The sequence below is a fragment of the Pseudomonas mendocina genome (genome assembly GCF_900636545.1).
GTDB lineage: Bacteria > Pseudomonadota > Gammaproteobacteria > Pseudomonadales > Pseudomonadaceae > Aquipseudomonas > Aquipseudomonas mendocina.
The window spans coordinates 1,007,290-1,028,034 of record NZ_LR134290.1 but is presented as its reverse complement, the minus strand read 5'-3'; the positions used below and the strand labels follow the sequence as shown (position 1 = coordinate 1,028,034).

Sequence of the window (20,745 nt, the reverse complement as noted above, 5' to 3'; positions counted from 1 at the left end):
GAGAGCACGGCGAATTACAGGTAGTAGGACTTCAGCGGCGGGAAGCCATTGAACTCAACCGCACTGTAGCTGGTGGTGTAGGCACCGGTGGACAGCCAGTACAGGCGGTCACCGCTGGCCAGGTTCAACGGCAGGCCGTACTTGTAGTTCTCGTACATGATGTCGGCGCTGTCGCAAGTCGGACCGGCGATCACCACCTCTTCCATCTCGCCCTTCTTCTCGGTCCAGATCGGGAACTTGATGGCTTCGTCCATGGTTTCGATCAGGCCGCTGAACTTACCCACATCGGCATACACCCAGCGCTCGACGGCGGTACGCGACTTGCGTGCCACCAGTACCACTTCCGATACCAGTACGCCGGCGTTGGCGATCAGCGAGCGGCCCGGCTCGAGGATGATTTCCGGCAGTTCATCACCGAAGTCTTCCTTGAGGAAGCGGGTGATTTCCTCGGCGTAGGTTTCCAGGTCGTTGGTGCGCTGGATGTAATTGGCCGGGAAGCCGCCGCCCATGTTGATCATCTGCAGGGTGATGCCGTCTTCTTCCTTGAGACGCTCGAAGATCACCTTGACCTTGGCGATGGCCGCGTCCCACACGTCGATGTCGCGCTGCTGCGAACCGACATGGAAGGAAATGCCGTAAGGCACCAGACCCAGTTGCTTGGCCAGGATCAGCAGGTCCAGGGCCATGTCAGGCTGGCAGCCGAACTTGCGGCTCAGCGGCCAGTCAGCGCTGTTAGAGCCTTCGGTGAGGATGCGTACATAGATCTTCGAACCCGGCGCGGCTTTGGCGATGTTGCGCAGGTCGGCCTCGGAGTCGGTGGCGAACAGGCGCACACCCTTGTCGAAGAAGTAACGGATATCACGGGACTTCTTGATGGTGTTGCCGTAGCTGATGCGCTCGGGGCCAACGCCGGTGGCCATGACCTTGTCCAGCTCGTAGATCGAGGCGATATCGAAGCTCGAACCCTTGTCACGCAGCAGCTCGATGATCTCGGTGGCCGGGTTGGCCTTGACCGCGTAATAGACCTTGGCGAACGGGAAGCAATTGCCCAGTTGATCATAGGCATCGGCGATGATCTGCCGGTCGATCACCACGAATGGGGTTTCGTGCTGATCGGCGAACGCCTTCATGCGTTGGAAAGTGGCGGGTGCGTAGTAGTCTTCGACCTTGATCGACATGCTGGGGACTCCAATGGCAAAACCGGGAACACATTGATTCGGGCAGCAGAACCGCTTACAGGTTCCGCCACGTGTCGGGGCTGGCCGCGCATCGCGCGGTCCTGAACGTCTGACAGTTTCCCCACTTTGGTTCGCCTACTTCCCAAGGCATGTCGCCGAGCATCACCGGTACCGACCATCAGCCGGCCGGCAACCTCTCGTCGTCAGTACTTGAGCCGGATGGATCGTTTCCAGCATGGACGTTCGGGCGCGGACTTTAAGACCATGCGCCCCTCAGATCAACCGGAAATTCTTGCTAATTTCATCTCGTTCCGGATATCACACAAAACGCCCTGAAATGCTGAACAGGCGGGGCTTTCAGCCAGTTTGGCGCAGCCGTGTTTCAGTGCCATTGCAGCGCCTCGACGCGAGCGGCATACACCATTCACTCAGACACTCAGTAAACGTCGCGGCGGTAACGCCCTTCCTCGACCAGATCCTGGACCGCCTCGTCGCCGAGCAGTTCGCGCAGCACCGCATCGACGCCACCGGCCATGCCCTGCAGGCTGCCGCAGACGTAGATCGCCGCACCATCGGCCAGCCAGGCGTGCAGACGTTCCCGCTGTTCACGCAGCAAATCCTGCACGTAGCATTTTTCGGCCTGGTCGCGGGAGAACACCAGATCCAGATGCTGCAGCTCGCCCGCAGCCAGCGCCGCCTGCAGCTCGTCGCCACAGAACAAGTCGCAGGCACGGTTGCGCTCGCCGAACAGCAGCCAGTTGCGTCCCTGCCCTGCGAGGGCACGTGCCCGTAGCAACGAACGCAGGCCGGCCAGGCCGGTACCGTTGCCGACCAGAATCAGCGGGCGGTCATCCTCCGGTAGATGGAAGCCGCTGTTGCGCCGCACCCGCGCCAACAACTGGCCACCGTCCGGCAGGTGCTCGGTCAGCCAGCCGGAACCCAGCCCCAACCGCCCATCGGCTTGCAACGCCTGACGTACGATCAGTTGCAGCACACCATCGGCTACAACCGAGGCGATGGAATATTCACGCGTTCCCAGCGGCACCAGCGCATCGACCAGCGCCTGAGCATGCAGGCCGACCAGATGGGCGAAGCTGTCTGGCAGTTGCCGCTCAGCCAACGCTTCGCGCAAGCTGGTCGCTTGTCCCGCGAGCGTCACAGGCTCGAAGCCCTCGAAGCCGGAGTGATGCAACCAGGACTCCACCACACTCGGCGCATGACGCAGGCGAATCTCCAGGATGTCGCCGGCCTGCCAGGTGACCTGCGCAGGTGGCGTCAGGCCGAGGAAGTAAACCGGCGCGCCCTGGCTGCCGGGATTGAGCAGGCGCCGTTCGGCCAGCGTCCAGCTCTGCCAGGGCGCGTCTTCGAAACGAATCGGCGCGGCGCCAGTCAGGTCGCTCAAATGTTGTTGCCAGCGCTGCAGAGCAACCTGATCGGCCCCATCCACCTCAACGCTATCAAATAGCCGATTCGCCCCCTGTAACCCCAACCAGTCGTTGATGCGTCGAGCGAAGCCACAGAAGTGCTGGTACTGCCGGTCACCCAGCGCCAGTACGGCGTAGCTCAGTTGATCGAGCGGCACCGAACCGCCGAGCACCTTGCGCTCGAAGCCCTGCGCAGCATCCGGCGCCTCGCCATCACCAAAGGTGCTGACCACGAAGAGCGCCTTGCGCGTCTGCCGCAGACTGTCGGCATTGACCCGCGAGAGCGGCTCGACCCGCACCGGGATACCGGCGGCCTGCAGTTGCCCGGCGCTCTGCCAGGCCAATTGCTCGGCAAAACCACTCTGGCTGGCAAAGCCGACCAACCAACCGCCAGCCGAATCATCCCCTTTGATCGAAGCACGTACGGCCAGTGCAGCACGCTTCTTGCGCCGGCGATCCAGGTACAACATCCAGCCGGTTACGAAAAACAGTGGCAATGCGCCCGTGGCCAGCATCATCAGGATGCGTCCCGGCATGCCGAAGTACTCACCGACGTGCAGCGCATAGACACTTGCCAGCAACTGCGCCTTGAAGCTCTTGTCGGCGTAGCGCTCGTGGTTGCTGATTTCGCCGCTTTTCGTATCGATCTGGAACTGGTTGAAGGCACGTACGTGGTCGGTGTCATCGAGCATGTAGAAGACGGTCGCCGGCTGCCCGGCAACGGGCGGCAGGCGCAGATTCCAGGCGATCAGCTTGGGGCCGGCGGTCTGCTGGATGCTTTGCCAAATGGCGTCGTAGTCGACTTCGGGAATGCTGCCATCGGGCATCTCGCGGCCGCGACCGCGGCCTTCACCGCGCTTTTCCGCCGGTGTATCGGAGAGCATGCGCGTCAGCCCTTCGCGGTACCAGTCATAAGACCAATACAGGCCGGTGAGCCCGGCACAAAGATAGAACAGCAGCGCCCAGGTCCCCGCAACGGCATGCAGGTCCCAGTTGAAACCGCGGCCTTTCTTCTTCCAGTCCATGGTCAGCCAGGTGCGCCAGTTCAGCGCCTTGCGCGGCCACCGCAGATAAAGGCCCGACACGCAGAAGAAGATCAGTGCCAGGGTACTGGCAGCCGTGATCTGCTTGCCCACCTCGCCCATGGACAGGAAGCGATGCAGCATCAGCATCAACTGAAAAAAGTCCTGGCCGATCGGCTTGGCCAGCACCTCACCTGTGTAAGGATCGAACACGATGCGCGGCCCGCGCCGCTCACCCGGTGGGGGGGAAAGAAATGCCATGCCTGGCCCATCGTGCCGACCATCGACCCACAACCCGGTGACACGGTCAGCGGTGGCCGTCTCGATGCGCGAAGCCAGCTCGGCCGGCGTCAGGTGCCCCTGCTCGCTGGGCTGGATCTGCCAGCGCTCTGCGTTCAGCGCTCGGACGATCTCGCCCTCGAAGCTATAGAGGGCGCCAGTGATGCCCATGATAGCCAGCACCAGACCGGCACTGATGCCAAAGAACCAGTGCAACTGGAAGATGATTTTCTTGAACACGACGGAGCCACCCTTACCCTGACCCACTGCGACGGGCGGCTACTCTATATGGGAATAATTTTCATAACCATTCTTTTACGTGATATTTACGCATCCGTCCAACAACCTACCGACCAGCGCCACAAAGCGCTCCGAGACGATCGGCTCGCCATGGTCGAGGCCGCTTCAACAGGCGACGGATAGCCACTTTGCGCATCTCGGCCAGCGCTTGCAGTTATCGGTATAATCGGCAGTTTTCCGGGCGCCGCAGCCCCCTCAACCGATTCCAGCCAGGCACGTATCCATGACCACCCAGGCCGCCGAAGTCGCCAAGCGCCGTACCTTCGCCATCATTTCCCATCCGGACGCCGGTAAGACCACCATCACCGAAAAGCTGCTGCTGATGGGCAAGGCCATCGAAGTGGCCGGCACCGTGAAGTCGCGTAAATCCGACCGCCACGCCACCTCCGACTGGATGGAAATGGAGAAGCAACGTGGTATCTCCATCACCACCTCGGTGATGCAGTTCCCCTACCGCGAGCATATCGTCAACCTGCTCGACACCCCCGGCCACGAAGACTTCTCCGAGGACACCTACCGCACCCTGACCGCAGTGGACAGCGCGCTGATGGTGCTCGACGGCGGTAAGGGCGTCGAGCCACGTACCATCGCCCTGATGGATGTGTGCCGCCTGCGTGATACGCCCATCGTCAGCTTCATCAACAAACTCGACCGCGACATCCGCGACCCCATCGAGCTGCTCGACGAGATCGAGGCGGTGCTGAAGATCAAGGCCGCGCCGATCACCTGGCCGATTGGCTGCTACAAGGACTTCAAGGGTGTCTACCACCTGACCGGCGACTACATCATCGTCTACACCCCAGGCCATGGTCACGAGCGCACCGAAGCCAAGATCATCCAGAAGCTGGATTCCGACGAAGCCCGCGCGCACCTCGGCGACATGTACGAGCGCTTCGTCGAGGAGCTGGAACTGGTGCAGGGCGCCTGTCACGAGTTCGAGCCCGACGCTTTCCTCAAGGGCGAAATGACCCCGGTGTTCTTCGGCACCGCGCTGGGCAACTTCGGTGTCGACCATGTGCTCGACGCCGTGGTCGACTGGGCGCCGCGTCCGCTGCCGCGAGCGGCCAACGAGCGCAGTGTGGAGCCGACCGAGGAGAAATTCTCCGGCTTCGTGTTCAAGATCCAGGCGAACATGGACCCGAAACACCGCGACCGCATCGCCTTCATGCGTATCTGCTCGGGCAAGTACACCCAGGGCATGAAGATGCGCCACGCGCGCCTGGGCAAGGATGTGCGCGTCGGCGACGCCCTGACCTTCTTCTCCAGTGAGCGCGAGCACCTGGAAGAAGCCTACGCAGGCGACATCATCGGTCTGCACAACCACGGCACCATCCAGATCGGCGACACCTTCACCGAAGGCGAGAATCTGGGCTTCACCGGTATCCCGCACTTCGCCCCGGAACTGTTCCGCCGCGTGCGCCTGAAGGACCCGCTGAAATCCAAGCAGTTGCGTCAGGGCCTGCAGGAACTGGCCGAGGAAGGCGCCACCCAGGTGTTCTTCCCCGAGCGCAACAACGACATCATCCTCGGTGCCGTCGGTGTGCTGCAGTTCGACGTGGTCGCCAGCCGCCTGAAGGAGGAATACAAGGTGGAGTGCGCCTACGAGGCGATCAACGTCTGGTCGGCGCGCTGGATCGAATGCAGCGACGAGAAGAAGCTCAAGGAATTCAAGGACAAGGCCTTTGAGAACCTCGCCGTCGACGGCGGCGGTCACCTCACCTACCTGGCCCCGACCCGCGTCAACCTCAGCCTGATGGAAGAGCGTTGGCCGGACGTGAAATTCCGCGCGACGCGCGAGCATCACTGATCCATCGAACAAGGCCCGCTCTGCGGGCCTTGTGCTATCTACTCATCGTCCTCCAACGTCCAGGCCACCAGCGAGTCGCCCAGGCGCGTACCGAACGAGCCGTGCCCTCCGGCCATTACCACCACATACTGTTTGCCGGTCTTCTCCGAAACGTAGCTGATAGGCGTGGCCTGCCCGCCGGCCGGCAACCTGTCCTTCCACAGCTCTTCGCCGGTGCGCATGTCGTAGGCGCGCAGGTAGTAGTCCAGGGTGCCGCTGAGAAAGCCCAGACCACTGGCGGTGATCAACGGGCCGCCGAGGTTCGGCACACCGACGGTCAGGGGAATACCCAGCGGCGCACTATCGCGGCTGGTGCCGTTCTTGCGCTGCCAGACCTTGTCCATGCTGCGCAGATCCACCGCCGTGACGTAGCCCCATGGCGGCGCCTGGCACGGCAGCCCCAGCGGTGACAGGAAAGGCTCCAGGCTGACCATGTAAGGTGCGCCGAGGTTGGGTTGCAGACCGCGCTCGCTGCCGCCGGTACCTGCCTGCTCGCCACCCTCGCGTTTGACCAGGCGCGAGACGAACGCCAGATAGTTCGGCGCGCCGAAGAGAATCTGTCGCTGCGGATCGACTGCCACCGATGGCCAGTTGAACACGCCGACGTTACCCGGATAGATCAGCGAACCCTGCTCCGAGGGCGGAGTGAAGTCGCCCTCATAACGCAGGCGGTGGAACTGGATGCGGCAGACCAGCTGATCGAATGGCGTGCCGCCCCACATGTCTCGCTCGCGCAGCGGCTCCTGCGGGGCGTAGCTGAGCGCTGATGCTGGCTGGGTCGGCGCGGTGAAGTCGCCCTCCACCGTGCCCTGCGGCACTGGATGCTCGCTGACTGGCACGATGGGTTCACCGCTGCGCCGGTCGAGCACGTAGAGGTCGCCGCGCTTGGTTGCTTGGATGATTGCCGACACCGGCCCGTCGGGACCTTCGATATCCACCAGCGTGGGCTGAGACGGCAGGTCGCGGTCCCAGAGGTCATGATGCACAGTGCGGAACTCCCAACGCACCTTGCCGGTTTCCAAGTCCAGCGCCACCAGCGCCGCGGTGAAGCGTTCGGCCTCGGCGCTGCGTTGCACGCCCCACTGGTCAGGCGTCTGATTGCCCATGGGGATGTACACCAAGCCCAGTGCCTCGTCCGCCGTGGCGATGGTCCAGGAATTTGGCGTGCTGCGCACGTAAGTCTCGCCGACTGGCAGCGGCTCGGTTGCATCGGGGCGCCCGGGGTCGAAGTTCCACACCAGCGCACCGGTGCGTACGTCGTAGGCACGGATCACCCCACCCGGCGAATCCACCGAGCCGTTGTCGGTCACCGAACCACCGACTATCACCAGTTTCTCGGTGACCACCGGCGGCGAGGTGGGCAGGTAGACGCCCAGCGCGTCATCGCCCAGGCCCACCTTGAGGTCGACCATGCCGGCCTTGCCAAAGTCCTCGCACGGCTTGCCGTCATGCACATCGAGCGCGTACAGCGTGGCATCGTTGGTCGGCAGGAACAGTCGCTGGGTGCAGCGCGCCGTTGCCGCTGGTGAAGGCTCCGGCGCCGCGCCATCTAGGGCGGCAATCAGTGGGCCGCGATTGGCTGTCGCATCGTGGTAAGCCAGGCCACGGCAGGTCATGTGCTGGTAATACTCGGCCTGACGGTTGATCGCCGGGTCGAAGCGCCAGCGCTCCTCACCGGTGTCGGCATCCACCGCGATGACGATGCTGTGCGGCGTGCAGATGAACAGGTTGTCACCGACCTTGAGCGGCGTCACCTGATTGGTAATCTCGCCGGGGTCGCCCTCACCGGGCAGATCCCCCGTGTGAAACTCCCAGGCTTTCTTCAGCCGCCCGACGTTGGCCGTGGTGATCTGCTCGGCACTGGCATAGCGCTCGCCACGCGACGAGCCGCCGTAGGCAGTCCATTCGCTGGCCGAACGACTGGCTGTCGCCACACCGGCTGTGGCCATGCGCGGCTCGTCGAAGCGGCCGGGCAGGCGATGATAGTCCTGCGTCAACGAATAGACCGCCATGCCGGCTCCAAGCAGCAGGCCTATACCCAGCATCACGCTGGCACCGTCACGCCAGGGTCGCCCCGGCGCGATATGCCGATTGATCCAGGGCAGCAGTAGCCAAAGGCCGAGCACGCACCACAGGTCGATGCGCGGCGCCATCTGCCACCAGTCGAAACGCACCTCGTAGACTGTCCAGGCCAGGCTCGCCAGCAACAGCAGGGCATACAGCCACAGCGCCGCGCGCTGACGGCGATGAATCAGCACGCCCACCAACAGCAGGCCGAGGCCGGCCAGCAGGTAGTACCAGGAACCGCCCAGCCACAGCAGATAAGCGCCACCGAGCGCAAGCAGCGCACCCAGAACGATAGCCACCCAGACCGTAAGCGTGATGCGCAGGAGCTGCGCCTTGTTGTTGTCAGTCATTGCTCGCTCCCAAAAACGCTGCCCCTGGAGATCGGGGCCGTGATCTGTGGATGCGAAGTGAGGGAGAGAGTTCAGCGATTTGGGCGACGGTGTGATCGAAAGGCAGCTCGACCACGCTCTCCCCCACACCCCAGTGTTGGCATAAAGTGACATCTGAACCAATTCAAACTGGAGCACCGATGGCCCACCCCAATATCGTCATTCTCACCGGCGCCGGTATCTCCGCCGAGAGCGGCATCCGCACATTCCGCGCCGCTGACGGCCTCTGGGAAAACCATCGCATCGAAGAGGTGGCGACACCCGAAGGCTTTGCTCGCGATCCGGCACTGGTACAGCGCTTCTATGACATGCGCCGCGCACAGTTGCGCGATCCGGCCATCGCACCGAATGCCGGACACCTGGCCCTGGCGGAGCTGGAGGCTGCCTGGCAGGGCGAGTTTCTGCTGATCACGCAGAACGTCGACAACCTGCACGAACGCGCCGGTTCCAAACGCTTGCTGCATATGCACGGTGAGTTGCAGTCGATGCTGTGCAGCAATAGCCAGCAGCGTTTTCCGCTACTGGATGACATGCCTGTCACCCAGCCATGCCCCTGCTGCGGGCTGTTCGGCACCTTGCGCCCGGATATCGTCTGGTTCGGCGAGATGCCCTATCACATGGAGCGCATCTACGATGCGCTGGAGCAGTGCGAGCTGTTCGTCAGCATCGGCACCTCGGGCCATGTATACCCGGCGGCGGGCTTCGTCGAACAGGCGCGCCAGGCTGGCGCGCATACGCTGGAGATCAACCTGGAACCGAGCCAGGGCCATTCGCTGTTCGCCGAGACACGCTATGGCCCGGCCACCGAGCAATTGCCGCGCTGGGTGGCGGAGCTGTTGGCTGGCTGAGAGAGAACGTAGGGCGGGTGAAACCCGCCAATACGCAAATGGCTGGCCGACTAAACATTCCAACCCTGCAGCCTCAGCCGCGAACAGCTTTCGTGGCTGAAGCCACTCCTACAAAGGGCTCAACGCCCGGCATTACCCTCTAGCCGGCGGCGTCCTGAACAGGCGCAGCCGCTTCGGCCGGCACCTCCGCCTCCGGGCTGAACACGCCGTTGCTCCAGGCGTAGTAGCCAAGGCCAACGGCCAGCAGCAACGCCAGCAGCCAGGGCCACAACACCGGCTTGTTGGCATAAGGGTCGCGTAATGCACGGTCGCTTCCCTTGGGTAGCTCAGCCATCTGCGTCAGCGCGGTGCCAAAGGGAATGCTGATGCGCGCCTGGGCATTCACTGCCCAGCCGTTGCCATCGAGGATCGGCCCCAGGCTGCGGCGCCGCAGCTTGAACCAGGCCAGCAGCATGGCCGGCCCGGAGATGGCCAACAGCACGCAGAGAAATAACAGCGGAACCTGCCACCAGGCCAGCGACAAAATGCCGGTGACCACCGCTGCCAGCGCAGTGCCCAAAGCACCGACAGCCAGGCCAATGGCGGCGAAGATACCGGCGAACTTGGCGATATCGAACGCTGGAGCAGGCGTCGCCGCGGGCGCAGCGCCGGTCTCGCCAACCTTGGCCGCGGTCTTGTTGACCATGTCGGCATCGCGGCTGGCAGCCAGCTTCTGTACCTGGTCGGAAACCAGCTTGGAAATCCGACGATATGGCGACCAGAACGCTTCGCGAATGCTGATGGCGTTCTGTACCACCTTGACCACAGTGGCATCCCAGTCGTTGCCGTCGCGGTCATAGAACAGGCCATGACGCCCCGCCTGCAGGTCGCCCTCGCTACCAGCGGTCACTGCCACCACGATATTCAGCGTTTCCTTGCCGCGCACCGGTTCGCCGCGGCGCGTACAGGTGCAGTAGAGCAGGAAGCAGTCGCTGGCCGCTGCAATCTTGGCATGAGCCTCAACGTCGCCCACTTCCACCGCAAGCTCGCAACTCTTGCCGTCGATATACAGCACACCGGCCTGGAAAACGGCTTTCTCGTGTCGCGAATAGAAGGCCTGGAAGGACACGAAGTTACGCAGCAATGTGACCAGGCCATAGCGCAGGCGAATCAGCTTGTCCAGCTCGACCAGGCCATCCGCCGCCTCTGCCACGGTCTTGTCTTCTTCCACCAGCGCCAGCAGGCGTGCCTCGGCGCCCTGCTCCACCAGTTCGAGGATACGCCCGCGCTCCAGCACCTCGGCAATCGCCACCTTCGGCGTCTCGGCGCGCCAGGCCAGGTAGTTGCTGCACAGCGCGACCAAGTGCTGCCACTGCTCGCGCGACAGGCTGTCCTGCTCACCGTAGACCGGCACCACCACACGCTGGCGGAACGCGTCGACGGCTTGCTGCCAGGCGGGGTTGAGTCCCTTGGTCAGCGGTAGCTCATCACCATGCTGCACCACGGCCAGAGGCAGCCCGGCCACCTCGCTGGCATCGGCCAGCGACAACGAGCCCAGTCGCACCAGCTCTTCTTCCTGGGCGTTCATCAGCGCAGCCGCGCGCGGATCGAACTCGGCCATGGCCACGCGGGTGAAATAGTCGTCGATCTTGCCACGCACCGCGCTCAATGCTTCGACCGCCGCCACCGTACCCTCACCGAAGGCGTCCAGCCCCTGCTCGGCAGCGCGGGCATGCCAGGCATGCAGCTGACGCGCCTGATCGAAGAAGGCAGTGATCTGCTCGACACCGATGGCCGGCTCGCCGCTGCGGTCCGTCTGCGCACCCAGGCTGGCGATGATATCGGCGATAGCGGCTTTGAGATCGGCGTCGTCGGTCAGGGTCGCCGGCACCAGGCCGTCGCCGTTGGGCTGGTGTGGCGGGAACAGTTGCGCCAGATCAGCTGTATCGGCCGGTGTCAGACTGTCGCCATCGGGTCGCCCGAGCACACCCAGCAAGCGCTGCGCCGCCAAACGCAGACGCACACCCACTGCATCGTCGGTGAGCGAGGACAGCTGCAGCGGGCCGTTCTGGAACAGGACCGCAGGATCAGTCAGTCGCGCCAGCGTCCAGTCCACAACATCGAGAACCTCCGGCGCACGGATACGGCCGTCATTGTTCAGGTCGATGTACTGCAGCATGCGCCGGTCCAATTCCAGGTTGTTCACTGGGCAGGCCAGGCTGGCCCATAGCTTCTGGTCCAGGCTGCGCAACGCAGCGAGGTCGGCGGGAGTTTCCAACTGCACCTGATCGAAGCCGCCGGCACGGAAGAAGCGCCAGCGATGGGCGAGAGCTTGAGTCATCTACAAAAGATCCTTTCTTTGTGAGGGCGACTGCGCCAGGGAACCGGTCATGATCAACATGCACATCGACGCATGATTCATGCAACAGACTGCTACTTCCCAGGCGCTGTTCAACCCAGTGTAACCGAGCTACGCCGGTGTGCGCCTACCGCGCCTCGACCGCCAGCGGCTGAGCTTCGCCCTGCTTGATCAACGCGTAAAGCACGCCGGTGAGCAGACTGCCGGCGACGATGGCCAGCAGGTACAGCAACGCATGATTGATGGCGTTAGGGATCAGCAGCACGAACAGGCCGCCGTGCGGCGCCATCAGTTTGCAGCCGAAATACATCGACAGCGCACCGGTCAGCGCACCACCGGCAATGCTGGCCGGGATCACCCTTAGCGGGTCCTTGGCGGCGAATGGAATCGCTCCCTCGGAGATGAAGCACAACCCCAGCACCCCTGCCGCCTTGCCAGCCTGGCGCTCGCTCTGAGCGAACTTGCGCCGTGCCAGCACAGTGGCGATGGCCATGGCGATCGGCGGCACCATGCCGCCGGCCATGGTCGCAGCCATCGGCGCATAGCTGCTCGACGCCAACAGACCGACCGAGAAAGCATAGGCCGCCTTGTTGATCGGCCCGCCGAGATCCACACACATCATGCCGCCGAGCAATGCGCCAAGCAGGATGGCATTGGTGCTGCCCATGCTGTCGAGGAACTGGGTGAGCGACTGCAACACATCAGCCACAGGACTGCCGACGATATAGATCATCGCCAGGCCGGTGATCAGGCTGGCCAGCAACGGGATGATCAGGATCGGCTTGAGCGCCTCCAGGCTGTCCGGCAAGCGCACCCAGCGGGCAATGGCCTTGGCTGAATAGCCGGCGATAAAGCCAGCGACGATACCGCCGATAAAACCGGCGCCCAGCGAGCTGGCCAGCAGGCCGCCAATCATCCCCGGAGCCAGACCCGGACGGTCGGCGATGGAATAGGCGATGTAGCCGGCCAGCACCGGCACCATCAGCTTGAAAGCGGCATCGCCACCGATCTGCATCAGCGCAGCGGCGAATGTGCCCTCCTGCTCATACGCCTTGATCCCGAATACGAACGACAGGGCGATCAGCAGGCCGCCCGCCACCACCATCGGCAGCATGTAGGAAACACCGGTGAGCAAATGTTTGTAAGGGCCAGATTTGTCACCACTGGCAGAATTGCCTTCGGCAGGCGCGGCTTCGCTCAGCGGACGCGCATCGCTCAAGGCCTTTTCCAGCGTCTGCTGCGGCTGCTTTAGCGCCACCCCGGTGCCACAGCGATAAACCTTTTTGCCGGCAAAGCGGCTGGTGTCCACCTCGATATCAGTGGCCAGCAGCACGGCATCGGCAGCCGCGATGGCAGCATCGTCGAGCAGGTTGCGCGCACCGACCGAACCGCGGGTTTCCACCTGCAGGTCGATGCCCATGCGCGCCGCAGCCTGCTGCAGGGCTTCGGCGGCCATGAAAGTATGCGCCACCCCGGTCGGGCAAGCGGTGACCGCGACCAGGCGGCGACGACCACTGGGCACCGCCTCGGTGCTTTCAGCATGGGGCTGGGCGCGCTCGGCAGCGTCCCGCAGAAAACGCTGCGGGTCGGCCAGCGCCTCGGCCGGTGTGGCCTGCAGCAAGCGCTTGCCGACGAAGCGGCTCAGCGACAGCTCACCGGTCTTGACCACCAGTACCCAATCGGCAGCGGCAATCTCGGCTTCGCTGAGCGGTGCACCTATCGCACGGGCGTCATGCACCTCGACACGGGTTTGCCAACCCAGGCGCTCGGCAGCAGCTTGCAGGAGGCGCGAACACAATACGCTGGTGACCTGTCCATTGGGGCAGGCAGTGACGATCAGCAGATTCATGGTGGAGCCTCTTATTGTTCTATTGGGTGCAACTGCACGGCCGCCTCGAGACGGGCCAGTTGCTCGCGATCATGGATACCGAAGCCGATCTGGGTGACCGCCTGCGCCGCCACCGCCGTGGCCAGGCGCAGGGTGCGCTCGGCAGGCCAACCCTCGAGCAGGCCGTGCAGGCTGGCAGCCAACAGCGAGTCCCCGGCACCGACCGTGCTGGCGACATCAACACGCGGCGGTATGGCGCGCAGAGCGATATTCGGGCCATGCCAGTCGACGCCTTGCGCGCCCCGCGACAGCAGCACGTGCTCGATGCCCTGCGCACGCAACGCCCGCACGGCAGTGGGCAGGTCACTGCCCCAGACCTCGGCCAGTTCTTCTTCGTTGGGTTTGATCAGCCAGGGAGCGACGCCCAGGGCCGCCTGCAACGCCGCGCCACTGCTGTCGACCGCCAGCGGTACGCCACTGGCCTTGATCCGCCGCAGCAGGCCGGCGAACCATTCAGGCGTCACGCCACGCGGCAGGCTGCCGGCCACTACCACGGCATCATGCCCGACCAGCAACGGCTCCAGCTCATCCTGCAGGCGTTGCAGGTGTTCGGCCTCGACCTGCGGGCCGGGGCCGTTGAGATCGGTGATGCAGCCGTCGGCCTCGGCCAACTTGATGTTGCTGCGCGTCTCGCCCGGCACCCGGACGAACAGATCGCGGAAGCCACGCTTGTGCATCAGGCTCTCGAACGGCGCGGCATTGGCGCGGCCAAGAAAACCGCCGACGCTCAGGTTGTGGCCAAGATCAGCCAGCACCTGGGCGACGTTCAGCCCCTTGCCGGCGGCGTGACTGCGCAGCTCATGGCAGCGGTTGATCGCGCCGGGCTGTAGGCGGTCGAGACGCAGGGTCAGATCCAGCGCCGGGTTAAGGGTCAGGGTCAGGATTCGGGCCATCAGTGCATCTCCGCCACCAGCGCACGCACGGCGCTGGCACTGTCCAGGGTCAGGGCGCGGTCGGCCAGGGTTCGCGCCTGGCGACTGTCCAGCTCGCGCACGCGCGCCTTGACCAACGCCATCGAACGCGGCGTCACACTCAATTCGTCCACGCCGAGGCCGACCAGCAGCGGCACGGCCAGGCGGTCACTGGCCAGCTCACCGCAAACACCGACCCACTTGCCCTGGGCATGGGCTGCGGTCACGGTCATCTCGATCAGGCGCAATACCGCCGGATGCAGGCCGTCGGCCTGAGCCGAGAGCTGCGGATGGCCACGGTCGATGGCCAGGCAGTACTGGGTCAGGTCATTGGTGCCGATGCTGAAAAAGTCCACTTCACGTGCCAGCACAGGTGCCAGCAGCGCTGCCGAAGGCACCTCGATCATGATGCCGATCTGCAGGTCGCGTACTTCGATCTCTTCGCGCAGGCGCTGCACCAGGTCACGCGCAGCGCGCCATTCCTCCACCGAACCGACCATGGGGAACATGATGCGCAGCGGCCGGCCATCGGCCGAGGCGAGCAAGGCGCGCAACTGGGTTTCCAGAATCTCCGGACGCTGCAGACTCAAGCGAATACCACGCACGCCGAGGAAAGGATTCTCTTCGGCCGGCATCGGCCAGTACGGCAAGGGTTTGTCGCCGCCGACATCCAGGGTGCGCACCACCAGCGGGCGGCCATCCAACGCCTCCAGCACACGCCGATACTCACGTTCCTGAGCAGCCAGATCCGGCGCCTGGGCGTGCTCCATGAACAGCAGTTCGGTGCGCAGTAGGCCAACGGCATCGGCCCCCAGCGCCACCGCATCGGCGGTCTCGCCACTGGTGCCGATATTGGCCGCCACTTCCACGCACACACCATCGCGTGTCTTCGCCGTATCGAAACGCCGAGCATGCGCCTGTTCCTGGCGTCGCTGCGCGGCCTCGCGCTCATGCCGCGCCTGGTCACGCTGGGCTGCATCCGGGGCAACATGCAGCACGCCGCTTTCGCCATCGAGCAACAGCGGCGTGCCCTGGGCCAATGCCAGCACACCGTGGCCGGCACCGACCACCGCGGGGATACCCAGAGCCCGGGCAATGATCGCGCTGTGTGCGGTGGCGCCACCACGGGCGGTCAGAATCCCCGCCACGCGCTGACGGTCGAGGCTGGCGACATCCGAGGGCACCACTTCGGCCATCACTAGGATGTAGGGCTCGTTCGGCTCGCTGGGCAGTTCCACATCACACAGATGCGCCAATACGCGATTGCCGATGTCGCGCAGGTCAGCCGCCCGTTCGGCCAGCAGCGGGTCGTGCAGAGACTCCTGACGCTTGGCGGCCGCCTCGACTTCGACCTGCCAGGCTGCTTCGGCGCTGGCGCCCTTGACCAGACGAACGTCGACGTCTTCGCGCAGCGCCGGATCAGCGAGCATGGCCAGGTGGGCGCTGAATATCTCGCGAATGCTCGCCACACCAGCGCCGTCGACCAGACGCTGAACCTGCGCGGAAACAGCGACAAGCGCCGCTTCCAGGCGCGCGCGCTCCAGCTCGACGCCCTTGCCTTGCTCGGCAAAATTGAACTCCGGCGCTACTCGCACCAACGCCGGGCCGATGGCGATGCCCGGCGAGGCGCCGACCGCCAGCAAGCGGCTACCGGCAACAGGCGCGACGGGAGCGACCGGCTGCAGTTGCGCCGCCACCTCGGGCAGCGCTTCGCTCAGCGGCTCGACCGCCTCGCCCAGGCCGCTTTCCAGGGCGGCGCGAATGCACGGCAACGCGGCATCGGCGATGGCCGGTTCGGCACTGAATTCGAGCATCTGCCCGCGACGCGCGCCCAGGGCCAGCAGCCGGCTGAGGCTCTTGGCCGACACGCCGGCAGCGCTATCGCCCAACAGTCGTACACGAACTTCACCCGCGAAACCCTGCACCAGCTCGCTCAGCGCCTTGGCCGGGCGAGCATGCAAACCATGGGCATTGAGCAGCGGCACGCTGAGGCTGGGCCAGTCCGGCGCCACCTCGCCTCCCAATGCTTCAATTACCTGGCGGCTATCGCTGGCTTCGCTGAATGCCGCAGCGCGGCCACCGATCAGCACATCACACAAACGCTCCAGCGCCTGGCGATGCGCCTCGCCCTGGCTGGCCAGGCAGAACAGACCACGCAGCGCCTCACCACGAAAACTCAGTGGCTGCGCCGGGGTGACGAAGGCCAGGCCAGGCCGCTCGACGCTGGCCTCGCTGTGCAACCACCACAAACCATCACCTAGCGGCAGCGGCTCGCCACGCGCCAATCCGAGGGCGAAGCCGCTGCGGGCACAGCCGGCCTGGCGCAACAGGCGCGCGCCCTGCCAGAGCAGTTCGTCGAAGTCTTCGGCCGGCTGTGCCAGCGCCACTAGCTGGCCATCCAGCGCCAGCGCCTGCGGCGCGCCCTGCAGCAGCTCGAGTATCTGCTCGGGCTCGGTGGCTTCGCGTAGGGCCTGGCTCAGATCACCCTCGCCGAGGGCGCGGGTCAGCAGTTGCAGGAGATGCAAGTGTTCGTCGGACTGCGCGGCGATGGCGATGGCCAGATAGACCTGTTGCCCGTTGCCCCAGTCCACCCCATCAGGGAACTGGATCAGGCTGACGCCGGTGCGCAGCACCTGATCGCGGGTCTGCGGCGTACCGTGAGGAATCGCAATGCCTTGGCCAAGAAAGGTCGAACCCTGGGCTTCACGCGCCTGCAGGCCTTCGAGATAAGCCGGAGTGGCCAGGCCGGCACCGGCCAACGCATCACCAAGCATGGCCAGGGCTTCGCCCTTGTTTGCCACAACCCGGCCCATCTGGATTTGGCTGGCATCGAGTTCGAGCATGGTGATCTCCGACTTATTATTTTCGCTAAGACTAGCTGATGAACCGAAATGCTGAAACGATTCATCATGCGCTGGCACCTTATCCGATAATGGGTAATCCTTGAAGCCCGGTCGTCGCCACGGCGGTGTAGACTCGCCGCGCTCGCACGCTCGAAACCTCTTCTCTACATGGTGCTGCCCCTGTGAAACTCAGCGACATCGCCCGTCTGGCCAAAGTCTCGGTGACCACCGCCAGCTACGTGGTCAACGGTCAGGCCGAACGTCGGCGCATCAGCCCGGCGACCGTGGCACGCGTGCTCGCGGTGGTGGAAGAACACGGTTATCGCCCCGACCAGCAGGCCGCCAGCTTGCGCCGCGGGCAAAGCCGCTGCCTGGGCTTCATCCTGCCGGACCTGGAAAACCCCAGTTATGCACGCCTGGCCAAGCTGCTGGAACAGAAAGCCCGCGCTGCGGGCTACCAGTTACTGATCGCCAGTTCCGACGACGATCCCGACACCGAGCGGCAGTTGCTCGAACTGTTTCGCTCGCGCCGCTGCGAGGCGCTGATCGTCGCCAGTTGCCTGCCGGCAGACGACCCGCTGTATCCCACCATCGTCGCCGCTGGCTTGCCGGTGATAGCGGTGGATCGCGCGCTGTCGCCCGTGCATATCCGCTCGGTAGTCAGCGACGACGAGCAAGCCGGGCGCACCCTGACCGAAAGCCTGCTGGCCCTCGCCCCCCGGCATATCGCCCTGCTCGGTGCGCGGGAGGAGCTGGTCATCAGCCAGGCACGCGAGCGCGGTTTTCGTGCCGCGCTGGCCGGCTTCGAGGGGCGCGTCAGCGTTTATCACGGCGAGCTGTTCAGCCGCGCCTGTGGCTACCGGCAGATGAAGACGCTACTGGAGGAATTCGGCCCACCGGATGCACTGCTTACCACCGCCTATGTCCTGCTCGAGGGCGTGCTCGATGCCCTGCGCGAGCTGGGCGGCAAGCAGTGGCCTACCGTGCGTCTGGCCACCTTCGGCGACACCCAGTTGCTGGACTTCCTGCCGCTGCGGGTCAACGCCATGAGCCAACAGCACGAGCGCATCGCCGAGCGCGTGCTGGCCTGGACATTACGGGCGGTGGAGCACGGTGACTATCAGCCAGGCATCGAAGCCATCGACCGCAGCTTCAAGGCACGAAACTGAGTACCCTCTTCATACTAAGGCGGGTTGCTCCCGCCCTACACGCCGAGTGAATCACTGACCACTCTGAATCTTCTGCAGCAGCGGCTCGCATTGGCTGGGCTCGTCACCAGCGCTAGGCGCCACCAGCGCCAACAGGCCTGCAGCCGGCGCCACCGCAACGCCCAACGCCACCAGGCCGACACCTCGCAGCGCCAGAGGCGTGGCCTGCACCCCTGGCGTCGGCTGCTTGAAGGTGCCGCGCACATACAGCGGCGAGCGCAGGGAAAAGATGCGAAAACCCTTGGTGGCAGGCGTGATAGTGAAATCCAAGCGCTCGCTGGCGAAGTTGGCGCTGCCGTCGACCTTGATCACCGCGTTGTCGGTATCGATGACGAACAGCCGCGTGCTCATCAGCCCCTGTTTGATGCCAAGATCGGCCGCTGCGCAGTGAATCTTCACCTCCTCGTCGCCGAACAGCCGCCCGACCAGGTAATTGCCGACGTTCAGCCCGGCGATCTCCATCAGCCCGCGGCTGACTGCGCCGTCGTTGATCAGCATCTTCAACTCGCCATCGGCACCACCCAAAAGTGCCGCCACAGAGTTGCCGCGGCCGCTGACGCGCGCATCACCGTTCAGAGCCCCCAGGCTGGTCTGCATCGGCGCAAAGGTGGGGAACAACTGCTTGAGCTTGAGATCTCGCGCACGCAGACGCATCTGCCCCTGCAAAGGCGTAGTCGCACCATTGAGGCGAATCTGCGCATCAAGCGCGCCGCCGGCCATGCCGAAACGCAGCGGCTCCAGGCTCAGCATGCCGTCGTTGAGCACCACATGGGTGTCCAGGTCACTGATCGGTAGTTGCTCGCTGTGCACGATGCGCTTGCCGACGAAGCGCACATCGGCGTCCATCGCACGCCAACGGTCAGTACGAAACTCCGAAATCGGCAAGGCCTTGTTCGCCGGCTGCGTATCGCGTTCGCCCCGCTCACGCTTGTCGGCGCTGGAGTCGGCGCCGATCAGGGGCGCCAGATCGCTGAACAGCAACTGATTGGAGGTCAGGCGGCCAGACAGCTTCGGTCGCGGCTGGCGCGCGACGAAGGTCAGGTCGCCATGGATATCGCTGTCGCCGATACGCCCGTTGAAACCTAGGTAGCGAAAGGTCGCCCCGTCAGCATCACGCAGGTCGGCCTGCAGACGACCGTCGGTGCTGTAGGGCGGGGTATCCGGCAGGGTAACGCCGGTCAGCGGATAGAGGTGGCCCAGACTTACCCCGGACAGTTGCAGGCGCAGATCCAGCGCGCCGAGATTCTGCGGATCGGTCAGGCTGCCAGCGACACGAATACGGGTGGTGCCGATACGCACATCCGCCTGCAGCGGGAAGGGCTGCGAGGCATCATGCAGGGCGAGCAGACCGCCGACCTTGCCGTCACCGGCAAGCGGCTGGCCACGAAAACTGCCCTTGGCCTGCCAGGCGAAGGCGTAGTCCTGAGCACTGGTATTGCTTTCAGCCAGGCGTTCGGCGGCATTCTTGCCGACGATCTCGGCGAAGGGTATCGGCTCGCCAAGCGGCTGGATGACCACATCCTGCCGTGTGTTGCTGACTTTGTCATCGAGCTTCACCTGCCCCTTGTCGAAGGCGATGGTGCCGATATCCAGCGTCCAGGGGTTGGGCTGCCTGTCGTCATCCGCCTGCTCCCTGCCAAGGTCGAACACCCAGTTGGCGCGACCATCGGCCAGACGCTGCAGGTCGGCCGTCGGCGCACCGAGCTCGATGCTCGGGATGCTCACCGTCTTCCACAGCAGCGGCAGGGGCGACAGGCGCAAACGCACGCGATCGAGACTGACGAAGGTATCGCCCTGCGCCCAGTCAGGATTGCCCAGACGCAAGTGCTCGGCAGCGAAATGCGGCCAGGGCACCCAGGCGCTCAGCCCTTGCTGGCCAGGCTCTCGCTGCCAGGTCACGCGAAGATCGCCCTCGATGGCGAACGGTCGATTCAGCGCCGCGGAAACCTGCTCATTGATCAACGGCCGCGCACGATTCCAGTCGAACAGCACCAGAAACAGCATCAGCGCCGCAACCAACAGCAGGAAAATGGCGAACAACGCGCCCATCAGCTTGCGTACCTGACGCACCCGGCGACCTCCTTCATTCAAGTTCCGAGTGAAACTCGTCCATACCCATACGACTGAAAAGATTAGCCAACGCTCCCCGGCACTGGCGGCAATGGCGAAAATAGTCGACCCTGAAAGCCCGTTCGCGAGCCGAC

General features: G+C 64.4%; 11 protein-coding genes. 3 read left to right on the top strand and 8 right to left on the bottom strand.

Features of this window, described 5'->3' with window-relative positions:
• Nucleotides 1-14: 14 nt before the first annotated feature.
• Both EL191_RS04635 and EL191_RS04630 read right to left on the bottom strand, forming a co-directional pair.
• A complete protein-coding gene (locus tag EL191_RS04635; protein ID WP_013714051.1) occupies nucleotides 15-1,178 on the bottom strand; it encodes a type III PLP-dependent enzyme in 1,164 nt (387 codons plus the stop codon).
• Nucleotides 1,179-1,614: 436 nt separating this feature from the next.
• The gene (locus EL191_RS04630) at nucleotides 1,615-4,143 is read right to left on the bottom strand and encodes a PepSY domain-containing protein (protein ID WP_041977172.1); all 2,529 of its coding nucleotides are present in this window, start codon (nucleotides 4,141-4,143) and stop codon (nucleotides 1,615-1,617) included.
• A 283-nt stretch (nucleotides 4,144-4,426) separates the two neighbouring features.
• Here EL191_RS04630 and EL191_RS04625 point away from each other — a divergent pair, with 283 nt between their 5' ends.
• Nucleotides 4,427-6,010, top strand: coding sequence for a peptide chain release factor 3 (locus EL191_RS04625; RefSeq protein WP_041976856.1), 1,584 nt, complete (start codon nucleotides 4,427-4,429; stop codon nucleotides 6,008-6,010).
• 38 nt (nucleotides 6,011-6,048) lie between these two features.
• On the opposite strand, the gene EL191_RS04620 is transcribed toward EL191_RS04625, so the two are convergent.
• Nucleotides 6,049-8,466, bottom strand: a complete 2,418-nt coding sequence (locus tag EL191_RS04620; RefSeq protein ID WP_041976854.1) for a membrane-bound PQQ-dependent dehydrogenase, glucose/quinate/shikimate family — start codon at nucleotides 8,464-8,466, stop codon at nucleotides 6,049-6,051.
• Between the two features lie 179 nt (nucleotides 8,467-8,645).
• Between EL191_RS04620 and cobB the strand changes: the two genes are divergently transcribed.
• Nucleotides 8,646-9,353 (top strand): Sir2 family NAD+-dependent deacetylase, encoded by a 708-nt coding sequence (cobB, locus tag EL191_RS04615; protein ID WP_041976852.1) that lies wholly within the window; start codon nucleotides 8,646-8,648, stop codon nucleotides 9,351-9,353.
• Between the two features lie 139 nt (nucleotides 9,354-9,492).
• Here the strand turns inward: cobB and EL191_RS04610 are convergent, their stop codons facing one another.
• The 4 genes from EL191_RS04610 to ptsP all read right to left on the bottom strand — a co-directional run bounded on the left by EL191_RS04610 (nucleotide 9,493) and on the right by ptsP (nucleotide 17,333).
• Nucleotides 9,493-11,673 carry a hypothetical protein gene (locus EL191_RS04610; RefSeq protein WP_041976847.1) on the bottom strand — a complete coding sequence of 727 codons (2,181 nt, stop codon included), beginning with the start codon at nucleotides 11,671-11,673 and terminating at the stop codon, nucleotides 9,493-9,495.
• A gap of 145 nt (nucleotides 11,674-11,818) precedes the next feature.
• Nucleotides 11,819-13,540, bottom strand: coding sequence for a fructose-specific PTS transporter subunit EIIC (locus EL191_RS04605; protein WP_041976845.1), 1,722 nt, complete (start codon nucleotides 13,538-13,540; stop codon nucleotides 11,819-11,821).
• A gap of 11 nt (nucleotides 13,541-13,551) precedes the next feature.
• Nucleotides 13,552-14,472: a 1-phosphofructokinase gene (pfkB, locus tag EL191_RS04600; RefSeq protein WP_013714043.1), complete on the bottom strand. Its 921-nt coding sequence runs from the start codon at nucleotides 14,470-14,472 to the stop codon at nucleotides 13,552-13,554.
• The gene (ptsP, locus tag EL191_RS04595; protein WP_041976829.1) at nucleotides 14,472-17,333 is read right to left on the bottom strand and encodes a phosphoenolpyruvate--protein phosphotransferase; all 2,862 of its coding nucleotides are present in this window, start codon (nucleotides 17,331-17,333) and stop codon (nucleotides 14,472-14,474) included. Before ptsP ends, pfkB begins: the two co-directional genes overlap by 1 nt.
• Nucleotides 17,334-17,515: 182 nt before the next feature.
• Between ptsP and cra the strand changes: the two genes are divergently transcribed.
• Nucleotides 17,516-18,502 carry a catabolite repressor/activator gene (cra, locus tag EL191_RS04590; protein ID WP_013714041.1) on the top strand — a complete coding sequence of 329 codons (987 nt, stop codon included), beginning with the start codon at nucleotides 17,516-17,518 and terminating at the stop codon, nucleotides 18,500-18,502.
• Between the two features lie 51 nt (nucleotides 18,503-18,553).
• Here cra and EL191_RS04585 read toward each other — a convergent pair whose 3' ends face one another.
• Complete coding sequence (locus EL191_RS04585; RefSeq protein WP_174447346.1) at nucleotides 18,554-20,590, bottom strand: AsmA family protein; 2,037 nt, start codon at nucleotides 20,588-20,590, stop codon at nucleotides 18,554-18,556.
• Nucleotides 20,591-20,745: the final 155 nt, after the last annotated feature.

Excerpts from the sequence above, each read along its gene's own strand:
- EL191_RS04625 (WP_041976856.1), top strand. The coding sequence starts at position 4,427 with ATGACCACCCAGGCCGCCGAAGTCGCCAAGCGCCGTACCTTCGCCATC.
- pfkB (WP_013714043.1), bottom strand. The coding sequence starts at position 14,472 with ATGGCCCGAATCCTGACCCTGACCCTTAACCCGGCGCTGGATCTGACC.
- EL191_RS04620 (WP_041976854.1), bottom strand. The coding sequence starts at position 8,466 with ATGACTGACAACAACAAGGCGCAGCTCCTGCGCATCACGCTTACGGTC.
- cobB (WP_041976852.1), top strand. The coding sequence starts at position 8,646 with ATGGCCCACCCCAATATCGTCATTCTCACCGGCGCCGGTATCTCCGCC.
- ptsP (WP_041976829.1), bottom strand. The coding sequence starts at position 17,333 with ATGCTCGAACTCGATGCCAGCCAAATCCAGATGGGCCGGGTTGTGGCA.
- EL191_RS04585 (WP_174447346.1), bottom strand. The coding sequence starts at position 20,590 with ATGGGCGCGTTGTTCGCCATTTTCCTGCTGTTGGTTGCGGCGCTGATG.
- EL191_RS04610 (WP_041976847.1), bottom strand. The coding sequence starts at position 11,673 with ATGACTCAAGCTCTCGCCCATCGCTGGCGCTTCTTCCGTGCCGGCGGC.
- EL191_RS04635 (WP_013714051.1), bottom strand. The coding sequence starts at position 1,178 with ATGTCGATCAAGGTCGAAGACTACTACGCACCCGCCACTTTCCAACGC.
- EL191_RS04605 (WP_041976845.1), bottom strand. The coding sequence starts at position 13,540 with ATGAATCTGCTGATCGTCACTGCCTGCCCCAATGGACAGGTCACCAGC.